This window comes from Citrobacter sp. U14242 (assembly GCF_046555775.1).
In the GTDB taxonomy this organism is placed as follows: Bacteria; Pseudomonadota; Gammaproteobacteria; order Enterobacterales; family Enterobacteriaceae; genus Citrobacter.
Map to the genome: position 1 here is coordinate 103,967 of NZ_JBKGLW010000006.1, position 14,292 is coordinate 118,258.

13 protein-coding genes are annotated in these 14,292 nt (G+C 50.8%); 2 read left to right on the forward strand and 11 right to left on the reverse strand.

Annotated elements, in window-relative coordinates:
- Positions 1-166: 166 nt before the first annotated feature.
- The 4 genes from pdeR to fabI all read right to left on the reverse strand — a co-directional run bounded on the left by pdeR (position 167) and on the right by fabI (position 6,594).
- Positions 167-2,158, reverse strand: coding sequence for a cyclic di-GMP phosphodiesterase (gene pdeR / locus ACLJXE_RS11470; RefSeq protein ID WP_410750899.1), 1,992 nt, complete (start codon positions 2,156-2,158; stop codon positions 167-169).
- A gap of 261 nt (positions 2,159-2,419) precedes the next feature.
- The gene (locus ACLJXE_RS11475) at positions 2,420-4,354 is read right to left on the reverse strand and encodes an exoribonuclease II (RefSeq protein WP_410750900.1); all 1,935 of its coding nucleotides are present in this window, start codon (positions 4,352-4,354) and stop codon (positions 2,420-2,422) included.
- Positions 4,355-4,443: 89 nt separating this feature from the next.
- On the reverse strand, positions 4,444-5,589 hold the full coding sequence (locus tag ACLJXE_RS11480) for a CMD domain-containing protein (protein WP_410750901.1): 1,146 nt from the start codon (positions 5,587-5,589) through the stop codon (positions 4,444-4,446).
- A gap of 216 nt (positions 5,590-5,805) precedes the next feature.
- On the reverse strand, positions 5,806-6,594 hold the full coding sequence (fabI, locus tag ACLJXE_RS11485; protein WP_005126472.1) for an enoyl-ACP reductase FabI: 789 nt from the start codon (positions 6,592-6,594) through the stop codon (positions 5,806-5,808).
- Between the two features lie 511 nt (positions 6,595-7,105).
- On the opposite strand from fabI, the gene ACLJXE_RS11490 reads away from it, so the two are divergent.
- Positions 7,106-7,795, forward strand: a complete 690-nt coding sequence (locus ACLJXE_RS11490; RefSeq protein ID WP_410750902.1) for an EAL domain-containing protein — start codon at positions 7,106-7,108, stop codon at positions 7,793-7,795.
- Between the two features lie 44 nt (positions 7,796-7,839).
- Here ACLJXE_RS11490 and sapF read toward each other — a convergent pair whose 3' ends face one another.
- Genes sapF through sapC form a run of 3 tightly spaced genes read right to left on the reverse strand, consistent with a single transcriptional unit; the run spans position 7,840 to position 10,530 of the window.
- Complete coding sequence (gene sapF, locus ACLJXE_RS11495; RefSeq protein ID WP_005126478.1) at positions 7,840-8,646, reverse strand: peptide ABC transporter ATP-binding protein SapF; 807 nt, start codon at positions 8,644-8,646, stop codon at positions 7,840-7,842.
- A gap of 1 nt (position 8,647) precedes the next feature.
- Entirely contained in the window at positions 8,648-9,640 is a 993-nt protein-coding gene (gene sapD, locus ACLJXE_RS11500) for a peptide ABC transporter ATP-binding protein SapD (protein ID WP_003020556.1), read from the reverse strand.
- Positions 9,640-10,530, reverse strand: coding sequence for a peptide ABC transporter permease SapC (sapC, locus tag ACLJXE_RS11505; RefSeq protein ID WP_005126480.1), 891 nt, complete (start codon positions 10,528-10,530; stop codon positions 9,640-9,642). The genes sapD and sapC overlap by 1 nt, the downstream gene beginning before the upstream one ends.
- A 134-nt stretch (positions 10,531-10,664) precedes the next feature.
- Here sapC and ACLJXE_RS11510 point away from each other — a divergent pair, with 134 nt between their 5' ends.
- Positions 10,665-11,894 carry a tyrosine-type recombinase/integrase gene (locus tag ACLJXE_RS11510; RefSeq protein WP_052463782.1) on the forward strand — a complete coding sequence of 410 codons (1,230 nt, stop codon included), beginning with the start codon at positions 10,665-10,667 and terminating at the stop codon, positions 11,892-11,894.
- Positions 11,895-12,112: 218 nt separating this feature from the next.
- Here ACLJXE_RS11510 and ACLJXE_RS11515 read toward each other — a convergent pair whose 3' ends face one another.
- From ACLJXE_RS11515 to ACLJXE_RS11530, 4 genes are read right to left on the reverse strand one after another with little or no spacing between them, the layout of a single operon-like run.
- Entirely contained in the window at positions 12,113-12,355 is a 243-nt protein-coding gene (locus ACLJXE_RS11515) for a DUF4060 family protein (protein ID WP_216144117.1), read from the reverse strand.
- Between the two features lie 7 nt (positions 12,356-12,362).
- Positions 12,363-12,671 carry a hypothetical protein gene (locus tag ACLJXE_RS11520; protein ID WP_410750903.1) on the reverse strand — a complete coding sequence of 103 codons (309 nt, stop codon included), beginning with the start codon at positions 12,669-12,671 and terminating at the stop codon, positions 12,363-12,365.
- Positions 12,668-13,216 (reverse strand): hypothetical protein, encoded by a 549-nt coding sequence (locus ACLJXE_RS11525; RefSeq protein WP_410750904.1) that lies wholly within the window; start codon positions 13,214-13,216, stop codon positions 12,668-12,670. Before ACLJXE_RS11525 ends, ACLJXE_RS11520 begins: the two co-directional genes overlap by 4 nt.
- A gap of 34 nt (positions 13,217-13,250) precedes the next feature.
- On the reverse strand, positions 13,251-14,291 hold the full coding sequence (locus ACLJXE_RS11530; RefSeq protein WP_410750905.1) for a RecT family recombinase: 1,041 nt from the start codon (positions 14,289-14,291) through the stop codon (positions 13,251-13,253).
- Position 14,292: the final 1 nt, after the last annotated feature.

Sequence of the window (14,292 nt, forward strand, 5' to 3'; positions counted from 1 at the left end):
GAATTTCATGATGCATAAATTCATGCCAAAAGAGAAGGGAAAAATAGTATTAACATGAATGATTGGAGAATATTATATATTCTGTGATTACATACAGATATGATCATCACGCAGTGTCCATTTTTGGCTATTTTTCACGTTTATCCCTTCCACTTTTCTTGTTGTGTTATCGCAATTTTTTATTCAGATGACGTTTATACCAACGTTCAAAAGCAGCGGCTGGCATTGGCTTGGCGAACAAAAAACCCTGACGTTCATTGACGCCATTTTTGGTCAAAAAGGCATCCTCTTTCGTACTTTCAACGCCTTCAGCTATCACCTGTAGGTTAAGCGCCTGCGCTACCGCTACAATGGCGCGCACCAGCGACTGTGAAATGGGTTGTTTATGAATATCCCTGACGAACGCCTGGTCCAGTTTAATGGCATCAAGTGGGAAGCGGGCCAGTTGAGACAACGATGAATAACCCGTCCCAAAATCATCTAAATGGATCTGTGCCCCAAGCTGGCTAAATTGCTGAATAACGGACAGTGCCAGTTGTTCGTTTTCAATTAAACTGCTCTCGGTCAATTCGACATCGATAGGGCAATATTCAAAATTGAGGTCGTGAAGCACCTGTTTCAGGTCGGTAAACAGCGTCTGATCGGCAAGCTGGCGAGCAGAAACGTTCACTGCCACTCGCAGATTAATCCCTTTATCGCGCCACTTTGCGACCTGACGAACAACGTCGAGAATAACCCAGCGCCCCAGCGGCACAATCAAACCTGATTCTTCAGCGTAGGAGATAAACTCCAGCGGGGGAATGAGACCACGTTCAGGGGACTGCCAGCGCACCAGCGCCTCCAGACTACGTACTTCACCACGCCATGTTATTTTCGGCTGGTAATGAATCAACAGTTGATCGTTTTCCAGCGCCTTACGCAAGTTGGTATCAAGCCAAAGATACTCAAATACTCGCTGGTTCATTTCCGGAGAGAAAACGCAGAATTGCCCACGTCCGCCTTCCTTTGCGGTATACATGGCGGTATCGGCATTGCGAATAACGCTCTCGCAGTCGTGTCCATGCTGTGGTGCAAGGGAAATTCCAATCGAACAACCGGTATAAACCTCAATCAGGCCAATTCGGAAGGGCTGGCGCAAACGGGTCAAAATACGTGACGCCGTAGCTTCCAGCGCCACTTGAGATGTTTGAGTCGCAAGGACAATAAACTCATCGCCACCAAAACGGGCCAGTAACTGGTTATCATCAAGACAGCTGAGAATCGCCAGCGATACGCTTTGCAACAGTTGATCGCCGAACATATGCCCGTAGGCATCATTTACTTTTTTGAAGTTATCCAGATCGAGGTACACAATACCAACCTGGGTATCTCCTGCATTATCAATTGCTTCAGTAATCAGTTCATGAATCGCATTCCGATTAGGTAATCCGGTAATGGAGTCGGTATTTGCCAGAACTCTCAGGCGTTCCTGAGCACGCCGTTCTTCGGTGATATCGGTACCTGAGCAGATCAGAAATATTTCGTTCTTACCGCTGCCGTTGTGCACAAATTTATTGCGAAACAGAAACAGTCGCTGACCTTTACAGGTCTTCACCCAACGTTCGACTTCATATGAGTTGCCTTCGCGAAAGAAAACATCGATGTTGCGTCTGGAGGCTGCGGCTTCACGTCGACTCATAAACAGCGTGAAGACACTTTGACCAATCACTTCGCGTTCTTTGAGTCCGGTATATTCCTCACACAGGCGATTAAAACGCTGAATGTTGCCCATGCGATCAAGGATGACAATAACGGAGTTGGCTTCAGATACCACCTGTTCGGCAAAAGAAAGGCCTTGTGCCAAATCACGGGCGACCGAAGGGGTATCATCCCAGGCGGATGCACTTCCGGCCCATTCGCGTTTATTGATTTTCCGCCCAACCAGGTGAACAGGGATATCGTCGTCTTCAATCGACAGTGTCATTAACAGGCTTGACGTGATGACCGTCATCTCCCGAATGCGGTCGGCTTGCTCAGATGATAATTCGATGTTCTGGTTCGTTTCTGCCGCTTCGTCAATAGAGAAATGCAGGATGTTGCAATCCTCTGACAAACGCCAGTAGGGGTTATGGGTGCCCACATAGCTATACAACGTAACCAGCTCCCGGACGTCTTTCATGATGTGTACTATCCCGTTTAAAGCGCATAGAGCCTCAAAAGTAAGGGTAGCCATGATTCAAAGGGTAATGATGGCTGAACGTATTGTTTTATTTATATATTTATGTGTAATCCAGATTCAGGAAAAAGCAAAGCTGGCGAACTGAAAATAGTCAAAAATAAATCTGACTGGATGAAAGAAGTGTAGTGCGTGGCAGACAATTGGGCGGGAAAAAAGAAAACGACCTTTCACAAAAGAGAAAGGTCGTTGAGCTAATGCGTATTATACGGCAGGGCGCGCGATGACGCTGCGGGTTTCCATCCGCACTTCGGCGATGGTGACGTCAATGACATCGGTAACTTTGTAAACCACTTCACCTTTGATTTGTACCGTCCCACTTTCCTGGCTACACACCAGTTCATCACGAACTGCGTGCAGGAAGGGGGCTGGAATAAAGGCTACCGCGCCGTTATCAATTAAACGTACACGCATACCACCACGGCTGACATCAATAATCTCGGCCGCAAAGCGGGTGTCGGTACCGGCTTTGTCATTCAGAAAACGTGCATACAGCCAGTCACCCACATCACGTTCAGCCATGCGGTTCAGGCGGCGACGTTCAGCCATCTGCAAAGTCGTATCATCCTGCGGGCGGGCAATTGTCTCACCTTTGATGACGGCCTTAAGCAGGCGATGGTTAATCATGTCGCCATACTTACGGATAGGAGAGGTCCAGGTGGCATAAGCTTCCAGGCCCAGACCAAAATGCGGACCTGGCTCGGTGCTGATCTCAGCGTAGGACTGGAATCGACGAATGCGGCTGTCAAGAAAACCGGATGGCTGTGCATCCAGTTCACGACGCAGTTTACAGAAGCCTTCCAGTGTCAGGACCTCTTCAGCATCAACGTGCATACCATGGGTTTTCAGTAGGGCAGCCAGTGCTTCTGCGTTAGCCGGATCGAATCCCATATGCACGTTATAAATACCAAAGCCCAGTTTGTCGCGCAGTACGCGTGCCGCGCAAATGTTTGCTGCAATCATGGACTCTTCCACAATGCGGTTCGCGATGCGGCGTGGTTCCGCCACGATATCCAGTACTTCACCTTTTTCACCGAGAACGAAACGGTAATCAGGGCGGTCTTTGAATACCAGAGCATGATTATGGCGCCATTCGCCACGACGTAGACAGATACGATGCAGCAGGCGGATCTGCTCTGCAATTGCGTCATTCTCCGGCTGCCAGTCACCTGAGCCTTCAAGCCAGTCAGAAACGTTGTCATAGACCAGCTTCGCTTTAGATTCGATTGTTGCCGCGAAGAAGGTGATATTGTCTTCGATCGTGCCGTCAGCAGTGATGCTCATGCGGCAGGCCAGAACCGGGCGAATTTCGTTAGCGCGCAGAGAACACAGATCGTCAGAAAGTTCGCGCGGCAACATTGGGATGTTGAACCCCGGCAGGTAGTTGGTAAATGCACGAATTTTTGCAATGTTATCCAGCTTACTGCCTTCAGCAATCCAGGCGGTAGGATCGGCAATCGCGACGGTTAACTGTAATTTACCATCCGTTTGTTCTTCAGCGTAAAGCGCGTCATCCATGTCCTGCGTACTGGCGCTGTCGATGGTGACGAAGTTCAGTGCGGTTAAGTCCTCACGCACCAGGCCCTCATCCAGCATCTCAGTGGCGACGCCATCTGGTGCTTCTTTTTCCAGATTATGGCGAGCCAGTGTGACCCACCACGGAACGAAGTGATCGTCAGCGAAGGTAATAAATTGAGTTAACTCGGCGTAGAAGGTGCGGTCGCCTTTTAGCGGGTGGCGGCGCATTTCTGCTACAGCCCAGTCACCTTCTTTAAATTCATGTTCAACGCCACGAGCGGCGCGGCAGGGAATGGCATCTTTCAGGAGCGGATGATCCGGCACAATGGACAGGCGGTCATTCTTACCCTGAACTTTGCCCACGAAGCGCGTCAGGAACGGCTCGATCAGTTCTTCCGGTTCGGCAGATTCGCGATCTTTTTCCGTATGGATAACCGCCACAATGCGGTCTCCATGCATCACTTTTTTCATCTGCGGCGGTGGAATGAAATAGCTTTTTTGTGCATCGACTTCCAGGAAGCCAAAGCCTTTTTCCGTGGCTTTTACCACCCCTTCAGCACGTGGCGTCTGGGAATGTAGTTGCTGTTTAAGCTGCGCTAGCAGCGGGTTGTCCTGAAGCATAATTGTCTATTTTCGTGGCTGAAAGAGCGGCTGACAGTTTTACGCGAATCTGCCAGTCGCAGCAAGCGCTCTTTCAGCAAGTGGATCGGTTAATAAGTCTCGCCCAACGCGATCTTCAAACGATTTAACCATCCGCACAATCCGCTCCAGGCCAGTACGTTGATTGCCTGTTCTGAAGATATACCCTGATCGAGCAACGGGGTAAGCAGTGCGGCGCTAAAGCGATCGGGCGCCCGGGTTAGCCATTGTACCGCCTGCAGGGTGACGCGCTCAACCGGATGTCGTTGCTCCCAGCGCTGTATTTGGCGCTCATCCTGGCGAAGTACGGTAATAAGCTCAGTGAGCTCAGTGGCGGAGAGGGCGTACTCATTGAAGCAGGACACGCTACCGTTAATCCGCGATGTGAGCAGTGTGGCCAGAGAAAATGCCCGTGATTGCACATCGCTATGTAATGTGCTGGTAAAAAGCACTTCAAATAACGCCAGTTCTTCAGGTGAGTGTTGCAGTAATGGCCTCAGCGTTTGCAATACAATGGGAGTATGGCTGACATGTATTTCTGCGCTGGCAAGATGTTTTTCAATCGGCATGTCGGCGATGTGCCACTTTGCTTCTTCTGCACTAAAGGGGGATGCCTCGGCAAATTGCTGAATATCGAGGCCAGGAATGCGGCGTACAGGATGGCCAAACCACGCCTGAAACATCGCAACGACGCGGGCCTGAAAGCCGACAAAGCCAATGATTTGATTCATCAGCATACTGTCGCTGGTCGTGAGGCCAACCGCCTCCAGATGCTGGCGATCGCGTGAGCCTATGACGGCCGGAGAGCTGGCGAGCTGGCGAGCATATTGGGTGATTTGCGCCAGTCGGTGGTTGCTTTCCCTGGATGAATTAGGGCCAGGAAGGGGAGTCAGACGTGCAGCATAATGATTACATAAACGCTGCACGCCACAAACCTGTGCGACGGTTAAGGCGGTACTCATACGCTCATAGGCGCTAAACGTGTGCATGGAGTCCAGAGCAACATGCACAGGGAAGAGAAGGTGAGCAAGTTTACGGGCAGGTTCTAACCAGGACTGAAAGGGTAAAAGCGCAACGGCAGGTATCGTCAGATCCAGCAAAAATCGGTCCTCGACGTGTGCGGCTTCTGGCACCAACGGTAGAACATCTTGCGGATATGTACTGGACTGTGTCTCATGATACCAGTGGCTTTTGCCTTCAATTCGGCGTTGTTCCATGGGCGTTCCTTGGTCTAAAAAGTGGCGACCCGGATACGTCGTCATACCTGTACGCCGGATCGTTTGCGCTGCGATATCCTGACGTAAGCGAATGAGGTGATGAAAGATTGTTAAGTGATAATAAATATCAGAAAAGCATATATCGCGACGGGCGAGGGAAAAGGGAGAGGAAAATAATGGGCGACGGAGCGTCGCCCATAGAGGAAGTCTGAAGGATTATTTCAGTTCCAGTTCGTTCATTGCGGCGATGCTGAAGCCGCCGTCAACGTGAACGACTTCACCGGAGATACCGGCGGACAGGTCTGAGCACAGGAATGCCGCAGAGTTGCCCACATCTTCAATGGTAACGGTACGACGAATCGGCGTAACCGCTTCGCAATGTGCCAGCATTTTACGGAAATCTTTGATACCGGAAGCCGCCAGAGTACGGATTGGACCGGCGGAGATTGCGTTCACACGTACGCCTTCAGGACCCATCGCGTTAGCCATATAACGAACGTTGGCTTCCAGAGAGGCTTTCGCCAGACCCATTACGTTGTAGTTCGGAATTGCGCGCTCTGCACCCAGGTAGGACAGCGTCAACAGAGCAGAACCCGGGTTCAGCATGGAACGGCATGCTTTTGCCATTGCAACAAAGCTGTACGCGCTGATGTCATGAGCAATTTTAAAGCCTTCGCGGGTGACCGCATTCACGTAGTCGCCATCCAGCTGGTCAGCAGGAGCGAAACCGATGGAGTGTACGAAACCGTCGAATTTCGGCCAGACTTTGCCCAGTTCAGCGAACATGGTGTCGATGCTGGCGTCTTCAGCCACATCACACTGCAGTACGATGTTGGAACCCAGTTGAGCGGCAAATTCTTCCACGCGGCCTTTCAGTTTGTCGTTCTGGTAGGTGAACGCCAGTTCAGCGCCTTCGCGGTGCATCGCCTGAGCGATACCGTAGGCGATGGACAGTTTACTGGCAAGACCGGTCACCAGAATGCGCTTACCGGAAAGAAAACCCATAGCTTTAATCCTTATAGTCATTACTTATTTTTTTAGCAATCAATGAGTTATGATTGCAATTTCAAGGTCACTCGAAATTGGTGTGAAATTATATCCCACTCTTTGCCCCTTGTGTCACGATCTTTCTCTGCTATTCACCCGTCGGGGAGCAGCAGTAAACGGCGTTTCAGTGGGCAGGGAAGGGTTGTCAGCACCTGGTGGCCTGTCACTATTCATTGCACGTGAGGAGTATATCACTCCCCCCAGGTTCTGCCTCATCCAACCAGAGAAGAGCTGGGGGATAAGTTGAAAATACAAGGCGTCAGAGGGTTAAAATGGTATGATCTGACCTCTAGTCGATGTTTTAACACATATCAATGTAAGAACATTCTTAAAACAAAAAATATGACCATATTCATTTAGTTATGATATATTGTTTTTATCGATCAATATCGATTCATTGATCGATATTATTGATTGATTATGATTAGAAGTGCATTATCAGTACGTTATGATCAATTGGAGTGGTCTTATGTACTATCATTTCATCGCGGAACCGATGAGAGACACAACAGATAAGTTGCTGGGTGTTGAGATGCTCGCCCGCTTCGCTTCTGAGACGGTTCATCCGTTACATGCAGATTCCATTATTTCGGCATGGAGTAGCGAACAAAAACGTAATTTCATGCTTGAGCAAATTCGGTTAATTGCAGAAAAGCGTGATTGGTTCGAGAACAATAATCTGCTCTGTACGCTAAGCCTTGTTGATGAAATGGCGCTATTAGCCATCGGTGATCCTGTCATTAAGTCGGCTTTACATTCCATGCCCTTTATTGCGCTGGAACTTTCAGAACGCTTTCTGTCGAATACAGTTTGCCTGAACAATCTGCTCATTAATTCGCTGAGTGATGGCCCAAACGCGTTGTGGCTGGGCGATCTCGGCTCTGGCAGTATTGGCGCGAGTCCGCTGGTGTGCGGCCGTTTTGACGTTGTGAAAATGGATCGCGACTTCTTTCTGTCACAGATAGAAAAAACAATATTCCCGGTGTTGATTAAAAATATCAGGGGGTATTGCGACCGTGTTGTGGTTGAGGGGGTAGATACGACCCATCTTATCGAGGCGGTCTGCACCGCCGGCGTTTGGGCAATGCAGGGGGAAATTTTCCCGTCAGTCACGTTCTCTGAGGTTGACGCGCTACTCTTGCCCCGGCTTTGTCACTGATGACTGAACGGATAGCCCTCCCGTCCCGGTGGGCTATTATCTCATTAACGGTCTTTCCGCCAGGCATCGGCAGTAAGCGCCTCGCCAAAATGCCCTGCGATAAGACGACGAGTCAGCTCATGTAGCGGAGAGGCCAGCACATCCGCCGTACTGCCGCGCTCGACAACTTCGCCCTGATGCATGACTAATACCTGGTCGCTGATGTGTTTCATCATCCCAATGTGTTGGGTCACATAGATATACGAAATCCCCTGTTTTTCCTGTAATTCCAGCATCAGGTTGATGAGCTGCGACCGCATCGACATATCCAGAGAGGCTAGCGCTTCGTCGGCGATAATCACTTTGGGGCGCAAAATCAGCGCACGGGCAAGTCCCAGGCGTTGTTTTTGCCCTGGTGCAAGCATATGCGGATAGTAGCTAACATGATCGGGTAGCAGACCCACCATACGCATGGTTTCCACAATCTGTTTACGGCGCTGTTCAGGCTCCAGATCGGTATTCAGGCGTAACGGAAAATCGAGGATTTGCGAAATACGTTGGCGCGGGTTAAGCGACGTGGACGGATCCTGGAAAATCATGCGAATACGCTGACTACGAAATGAATAATCGCCATATTTTAGCGGATGATCGTCAATCAGTAGTTCGCCGCTGCTCGGCTCAACCATCCCAGCCAGCATTTTTGCCAGCGTGGACTTGCCTGAGCCGTTCTCGCCAATAATGGCGAGCGTTTGACGCTCACGCAGCGTAAAGCTCAGCGGTTTAACGGCTTCGACGGTCTGGCGGCGAAATAATCCCGTCCGGTAGCGAAAGGTTTTACTCAAATTGCGAACTTCGAGCAGGGTTTCTACCATCTCACTCTCTCTCCATGTTCAGGGGGAAATGACAGGCGTAGAGATGATTCTTTGCTCCGGTCAGTCTTGGGGTTTCAATGCATTCGCGCTGCGCATAAGGGCAACGCGGCCCCAGACGACAGCCGATGGGCAATTGTTCTAACAACGGAATTGCTCCGGGCATGGTATTCAGGCGGCTTTTATGCGGCATTGCGCTACCAAAATCAGGAATGGCGCGAATCAGCGCTTGCGTATAAGGGTGATGGGGTATCGTCACCAAATCTTTACTGGGCGCGGTTTCCACCGTTTGTCCGCAGTACATTACGTTGATTTTGTCTGCCCATTGGCTGAGCATTTGCAGGTCATGGCTGATCAACAAAATGGTGGTATTGCTGTTTTGATTCAGTCGGGTCAGTAGACGAAAAATTTGCGCCTGTGTTGTGGGTTCCATTGCATTGGTGGGTTCATCTGCAATCAGCAGACGAGGTTGGTTTGCCAGTGCGATGGCGATCATTACCTTCTGGCACTCACCGTCGGTCAGCTCATAAGGGAAACTGCGCATTGCATCTTTATGATCTTTTATCCCGACGCGGTGCAGCAGTTCAATCGCGCGGCGTTTGCGCCAGCCAATACGTTGCCACCAGCGCCCCTTGTATGTCCAGGCGGGAATGTTTTGCATCAGTTGACGTCCAATACGTTCGGACGGATCCAGACAAGACTGTGGCTCCTGGAAGATCATGGACACGTTATGGCCGACCAGCTTACGTCGCTCGCGGGCGGAAAGGCGCAACAGGTCGATATCATCAAAACGCATGCGGTCCGCGGTAACGCGCCAGTTATCTTTGGCGACGCCGCAGATGGCCTTAGCAATCAAACTTTTACCTGAACCCGATTCGCCGACCAGTCCGCGGATCTCACCTTCGTTTAGCGTCATGCTGACGCGATCAACCGCTTTCACCCAGTCGTCACCGGTCCTGAACTCGATAGTCAGGTTGCGGATATCCAGTAATGGCATTATTCCACCCCCGCAATAATCGCGCGGCGCACGCCGTCACCTAACAGGTTTACCAGCAGCACACTTATCATAATTGCCGCTCCGGGCAGCATGACTGTCCATGGCGCAACATAGATCAACTCCAGCGCATCGCCGAGCATGGCTCCCCATTCTGGGGATGGCAGTTGCGCGCCGAGATCAAGGAAGCCCAGGGCGGCGATATCCAGAATTGCCATTGACAGTGCTCGGGTGATTTCAGTGATAAGACCGGCAGTGATATTCGGCAGAATCGCAAACCACAGGATATTGAGCGTGCTCGCGCCATCCAGACGAGCGGCAATGACATACTCTTTTTCCAGCTCGTCATGCACCATGCTGTAGACAGAGCGCACCATACGCGGCAGTAAAGCCAGCCAGACGGCGAACATCGCATGCGTCAGATGTGGCCCGGCAAAAGCCACCACAATAATGGCCAGCAGTAGCGATGGAATTGACAGCAGGGTATCCAGAATATGGTTCAGTACCGCTGAGCGTAGTCCGTGTGTTGCCCCGGCAACCACGCCCAGCAACAGACCGCAGAGTGTGGCGGCGAGGGTAACGACAAACGCACCACCTACAGTAGGGGCCGCGCCGCTGAGCAGACGGCTTAATACGTCGCGACCGAGATCGTCGGTTCCGAGGAAGAATGACACTTCGCCATAGCGCGACCAGGACGGGGGCAACAGTTGGTAGCCAAGAAATTGCTGATCGATGCCGTAAGGGGCAAACCAGCCACCAAACACACACAGAATGACCAGTCCCGCACAACCGTACAGACCCACCATCGCGGAAGCATCGCCATAAAAATTACGCCATGCGGTGCGTAGCGTACCGGGCGGGCGCTTTTCGCTATATACGCTATCGTAGGGCATATGTACTCGATTTAATTTTGTTGAACATGCTTTATGTCTTTTTAAATTTTCCAGTGCTGGTGTGCCTTCACTGCCTACTAGCGCTTTAAATTGGTTTATTTCGTTTTAATTCGAAGGTTATCAATTTACGTAAAATGTGTACACTGGTGTGTATATCCTCTCCCGGAGTGTACACATTGCTTACCGATACAAAATTAAGAAAAGCTCTTGGCAAGAAAAGAGACAAGATCGAAGTTATCTCAGATGCTCACGGGCTTAATATCCGGTTGTCCACTTCCGGCAGTATAACATTTTTTTACCGCTACAGATGGAACGGGAAGGCCGTTCAGCTGACGATCGGCGATTATCCGTCCATATCTTTATCTCAGGCAAGAGAGCGAAGGCAGCAATTCAGGGCATGGCTGACTGAGGGGTTCGATCCGAGGCGCCAGGCGGTGCTTGAAAAACAGAAAAAGATTGATGCAATAACCGTCAGGGATGCCTTCGATTACTGGGAGAAGTATTACTGTATCCCTGAAGGCCTGGTAAAAATAAAAGTTAATCGACGTGATTTCGAGAACCACATCAATCCGGTTCTCGGGAACATGATTGTTGATCAGACAACCAAGGCGCACTGGCTTAGCCTTTTTGATGGTATGGGAAGGCGAGTTGTTACTGGGCAAATGCTGGGTTTGATGCAACGTACCTTTCGTTTTTGTTCTAACCGTGGGGTGATTAGCGTTAACCCCATCGAAAGCCTGAGACGGTCTGACGTCGGTTTAGCCGCCGCGGTAAGGGACAGAAAATTAAGTGATGATGAAATCAAAACCGTCTGGAATACGCTGCCAGAACTAAAAGAAAGGCAACAGCTGATTATGAAGTTCCTCATCATGACCGGTTGCCGTAGCACAGAGATCAGGACAGCTAAATGGGAATGGTTCGATTTCAACGAACATACGTGGACAATTCCGGCAAGTGATTATAAAACCGGAAAGACCGTAAGAAGGGCTCTTCCTGAAGCTGTAGTTAGAATGATGAAAGAGGAAAAGGAAACGTCTCTCTCAAATCATGTCGTCACGCTGTCACGATATAAAGGACCAGAAGATGACCGGCCACCTCTTCAGCCAAATGTTGCTATGTTTTCAACCCAGATAATTGCAAAAAATGGAATGAAAACGTGGTCGCTTCACGACCTGAGAAGAACGGTTGCGACGCGCCTATCCGAATTAGGCGCGCCACCACACGTAGTAGAAAAACTGTTGGGTCATCATATGTCAGGCGTTATGGCGCGGTATAACCTACATGATTACCTGGATGATCAGCGGCATTGGCTCGCAGTATGGCAGGATCATCTGGAAAAACTGATTGGTCAGCCTCTGGTTTAATGCCTACGTTTTCCTCCCATGCCAGCAAGTCTGACATTCTCCATCGTTTGGGACTGCCATTTATTCTCGGTTTCGGAAATGGCTGAGTAAAGTAGGATGGCATCCTGGACGGAGTGCTCCAGAAATACAGTGTGCTGCGCGATATCTTATACCGGGACAAAACTTCATTTGTTATTAAAATAGCGTCTGCCTGCAATGCGTTATCCATATATTACCTCTTAATTACATTGTCCCGGCAGCGCACGCAGCCGGCGCATACCAGTCATAGCCGTGGCCACGTAGCTTGCCTTACGGTTAACCACCTCAACCCATACCTTCACGCCTTCAACTCTCACAGTGTATGTCTCCTTCATCTTGCTGCGCCCGTAGTCGCCATAGCGTTCGTGATGAGTGGCCAGCGCGATGTCGCATGCCTGACGTGCTAACGGGGATTGCTGATTGCCTCGGTTAATTAGTCGCATACCCACCTCACACAAACACATCAATAGGGTCACCGGCGGCGCGTGCGTTATCGTTCGCCTCCCGCCGCAGTCCCAGCACATAGCCAACCGGATCCCAACTTGACATGATGGCGGCAAGCTCTTTCTGGCTGTGCCAGGTCGTCAGGCGCTTCTTCAGCTCAACGGCGCAGGCGCGGACGTTCGCCCGGGTCGGCCCGGCGATCTTCATGCACAGGCACATCGTCAGCAGCAGGTCGGAATACTCATCAGCTGCAACGCGCAACGCTGCTGGATCGATAGTGGCTTCGATTTCGGGCAATCTGTGTTTCAGGCTCATTGTTCGACTCCTTTCATCTGTGATGCCGCGTGCAGCCTTTTAACTTCCCTGATTAGCGACTTAACGCGCTTCTCCTCGTGGTGGAGCCTGCGATATAAATCCCTCCGCACATCGTCGTACTTAATGATTTTTTCGTACTCCCAATACGGGTAAACGCAGCCCGTGTAGGATTCACGGAGGGCCTGAAAATCACCAGGCGTTATAGCCATGCCGCCGAAAAATACGTAACACTTCTGGAGCGATGCCTGGTCGCATGCGGTTACGTCTCGGTGCCCAGGTAGGCAGCCTGACCACCAGTGATCTTTAACTTTTCTTTGGCTTCCATCCCGCATATTTAGCGTCATCTCGCTCCCAGCAAACGCTTTGAATGCCGAACTTGCTGGTGAATACAGGAGTGGACGCTTAAATGGACCGTCGCTGCCAATTAAATCCCTGCCAATCTCGTCGTAGATAAAATTGAGCGGGCGGTTTAACACCAATGCTTCGCCACTGTTGAACTGAACCACTGCGACGATTTTTAGCTCTTCATTCTGTAATTTCGCCATGTTGTTACCGGGAGGGCAAACCCTCCCGCCTCCCTTAGCCCACGTATTCCGGTTTCATATCTGCTAGGGTGATGCTGAACTGATCGTGCAGCTCGTCGCCCAGGTGACGTTTTGCAGTTGCAAGAACTCGCTCAACTTCCCCGAAACGCGTTGCTGCATCCGGTTCGTCCGGAGACGGCAGGGAGTTGATTGCGGCCTCAACCTTGTTGCGTGAATCAACCAGGTAGTAGCGTTTCACTGCCTTATTCTTCAGCTCGGTGAACAGGGCGGAACCGAGCGTGGTCTTTGCACTTTCGATATCAGCCCGGACCGTTTTGGCGCTGTCTACATCCTGCGCAGCATCGATGCGTTCGCGGAACTCATCAGCCAGTGAGTCGATATTTGCCGGTGATTCCTGCGCGCTTTGCGTGGTTGTGACGGTGTCACCTGAGATATCAGCCAGGTTAACGTGTTTCGGTGCTGGGTTAATCTCTTTCTCAGTGCGTGGCTCAACGTCATCTGGACTGTAGACGCCGAGGATGACTTCTGGGCAGTACAGGCGAGCCCAGTACTTCACTGCCAGATAAGCGATCTGCTGCTTCGGCGCTGTTTTCCACAGTGGCGAGTTACGTGTGGTGATATCTGCAAGGTAGATTGGCTCACCCCAGGTAATTTCATCTTCGCCTCGCAGTACGGCACCGACCCTGATAAACAGGCCTAATTCATCGCGGCCGTCTTTTTTGCCGGCGATCTTCTCCCAGTCACCGCCGTATTCGTAATGGAAGCGACCAACAATGGCGCTGGAGCTGGAGATTACTGCGTTAACCAGCTGCGCTTCGTAACCCAGAACGCCATTCACCAGGTGCGTTTTCTGGGCAACCGCATATGGGTTCATTCCCCACTGCATAGCCTGCATGACGATAGCCATACAGTCGGCGGGTTTCCCCGCCAGGTGTTTGGGGACGGTGACTGCAGACTGCGCCATCAATTCAGCGAAAGAGCTAAGCTGGCCGAGTGCCTGCACGTTGAACACAGCGTTGCTGGCGGAAATGGTGTTTGGTGCCTGCTCGGTCGTAATGATGTTGGTATTTTGCATG

Excerpts from the sequence above, each read along its gene's own strand:
- ACLJXE_RS11515 (WP_216144117.1), bottom strand. The coding sequence starts at position 12,355 with ATGCGACTAATTAACCGAGGCAATCAGCAATCCCCGTTAGCACGTCAG.
- ACLJXE_RS11480 (WP_410750901.1), bottom strand. The coding sequence starts at position 5,589 with ATGGAACAACGCCGAATTGAAGGCAAAAGCCACTGGTATCATGAGACA.
- sapF (WP_005126478.1), bottom strand. The coding sequence starts at position 8,646 with ATGGTAGAAACCCTGCTCGAAGTTCGCAATTTGAGTAAAACCTTTCGC.
- ACLJXE_RS11530 (WP_410750905.1), bottom strand. The coding sequence starts at position 14,291 with ATGCAAAATACCAACATCATTACGACCGAGCAGGCACCAAACACCATT.
- sapD (WP_003020556.1), bottom strand. The coding sequence starts at position 9,640 with ATGCCATTACTGGATATCCGCAACCTGACTATCGAGTTCAGGACCGGT.
- sapC (WP_005126480.1), bottom strand. The coding sequence starts at position 10,530 with ATGCCCTACGATAGCGTATATAGCGAAAAGCGCCCGCCCGGTACGCTA.
- ACLJXE_RS11490 (WP_410750902.1), top strand. The coding sequence starts at position 7,106 with ATGTACTATCATTTCATCGCGGAACCGATGAGAGACACAACAGATAAG.
- ACLJXE_RS11510 (WP_052463782.1), top strand. The coding sequence starts at position 10,665 with ATGTGTACACTGGTGTGTATATCCTCTCCCGGAGTGTACACATTGCTT.
- ACLJXE_RS11520 (WP_410750903.1), bottom strand. The coding sequence starts at position 12,671 with ATGAGCCTGAAACACAGATTGCCCGAAATCGAAGCCACTATCGATCCA.
- ACLJXE_RS11475 (WP_410750900.1), bottom strand. The coding sequence starts at position 4,354 with ATGCTTCAGGACAACCCGCTGCTAGCGCAGCTTAAACAGCAACTACAT.
- fabI (WP_005126472.1), bottom strand. The coding sequence starts at position 6,594 with ATGGGTTTTCTTTCCGGTAAGCGCATTCTGGTGACCGGTCTTGCCAGT.
- pdeR (WP_410750899.1), bottom strand. The coding sequence starts at position 2,158 with ATGAAAGACGTCCGGGAGCTGGTTACGTTGTATAGCTATGTGGGCACC.
- ACLJXE_RS11525 (WP_410750904.1), bottom strand. The coding sequence starts at position 13,216 with ATGGCGAAATTACAGAATGAAGAGCTAAAAATCGTCGCAGTGGTTCAG.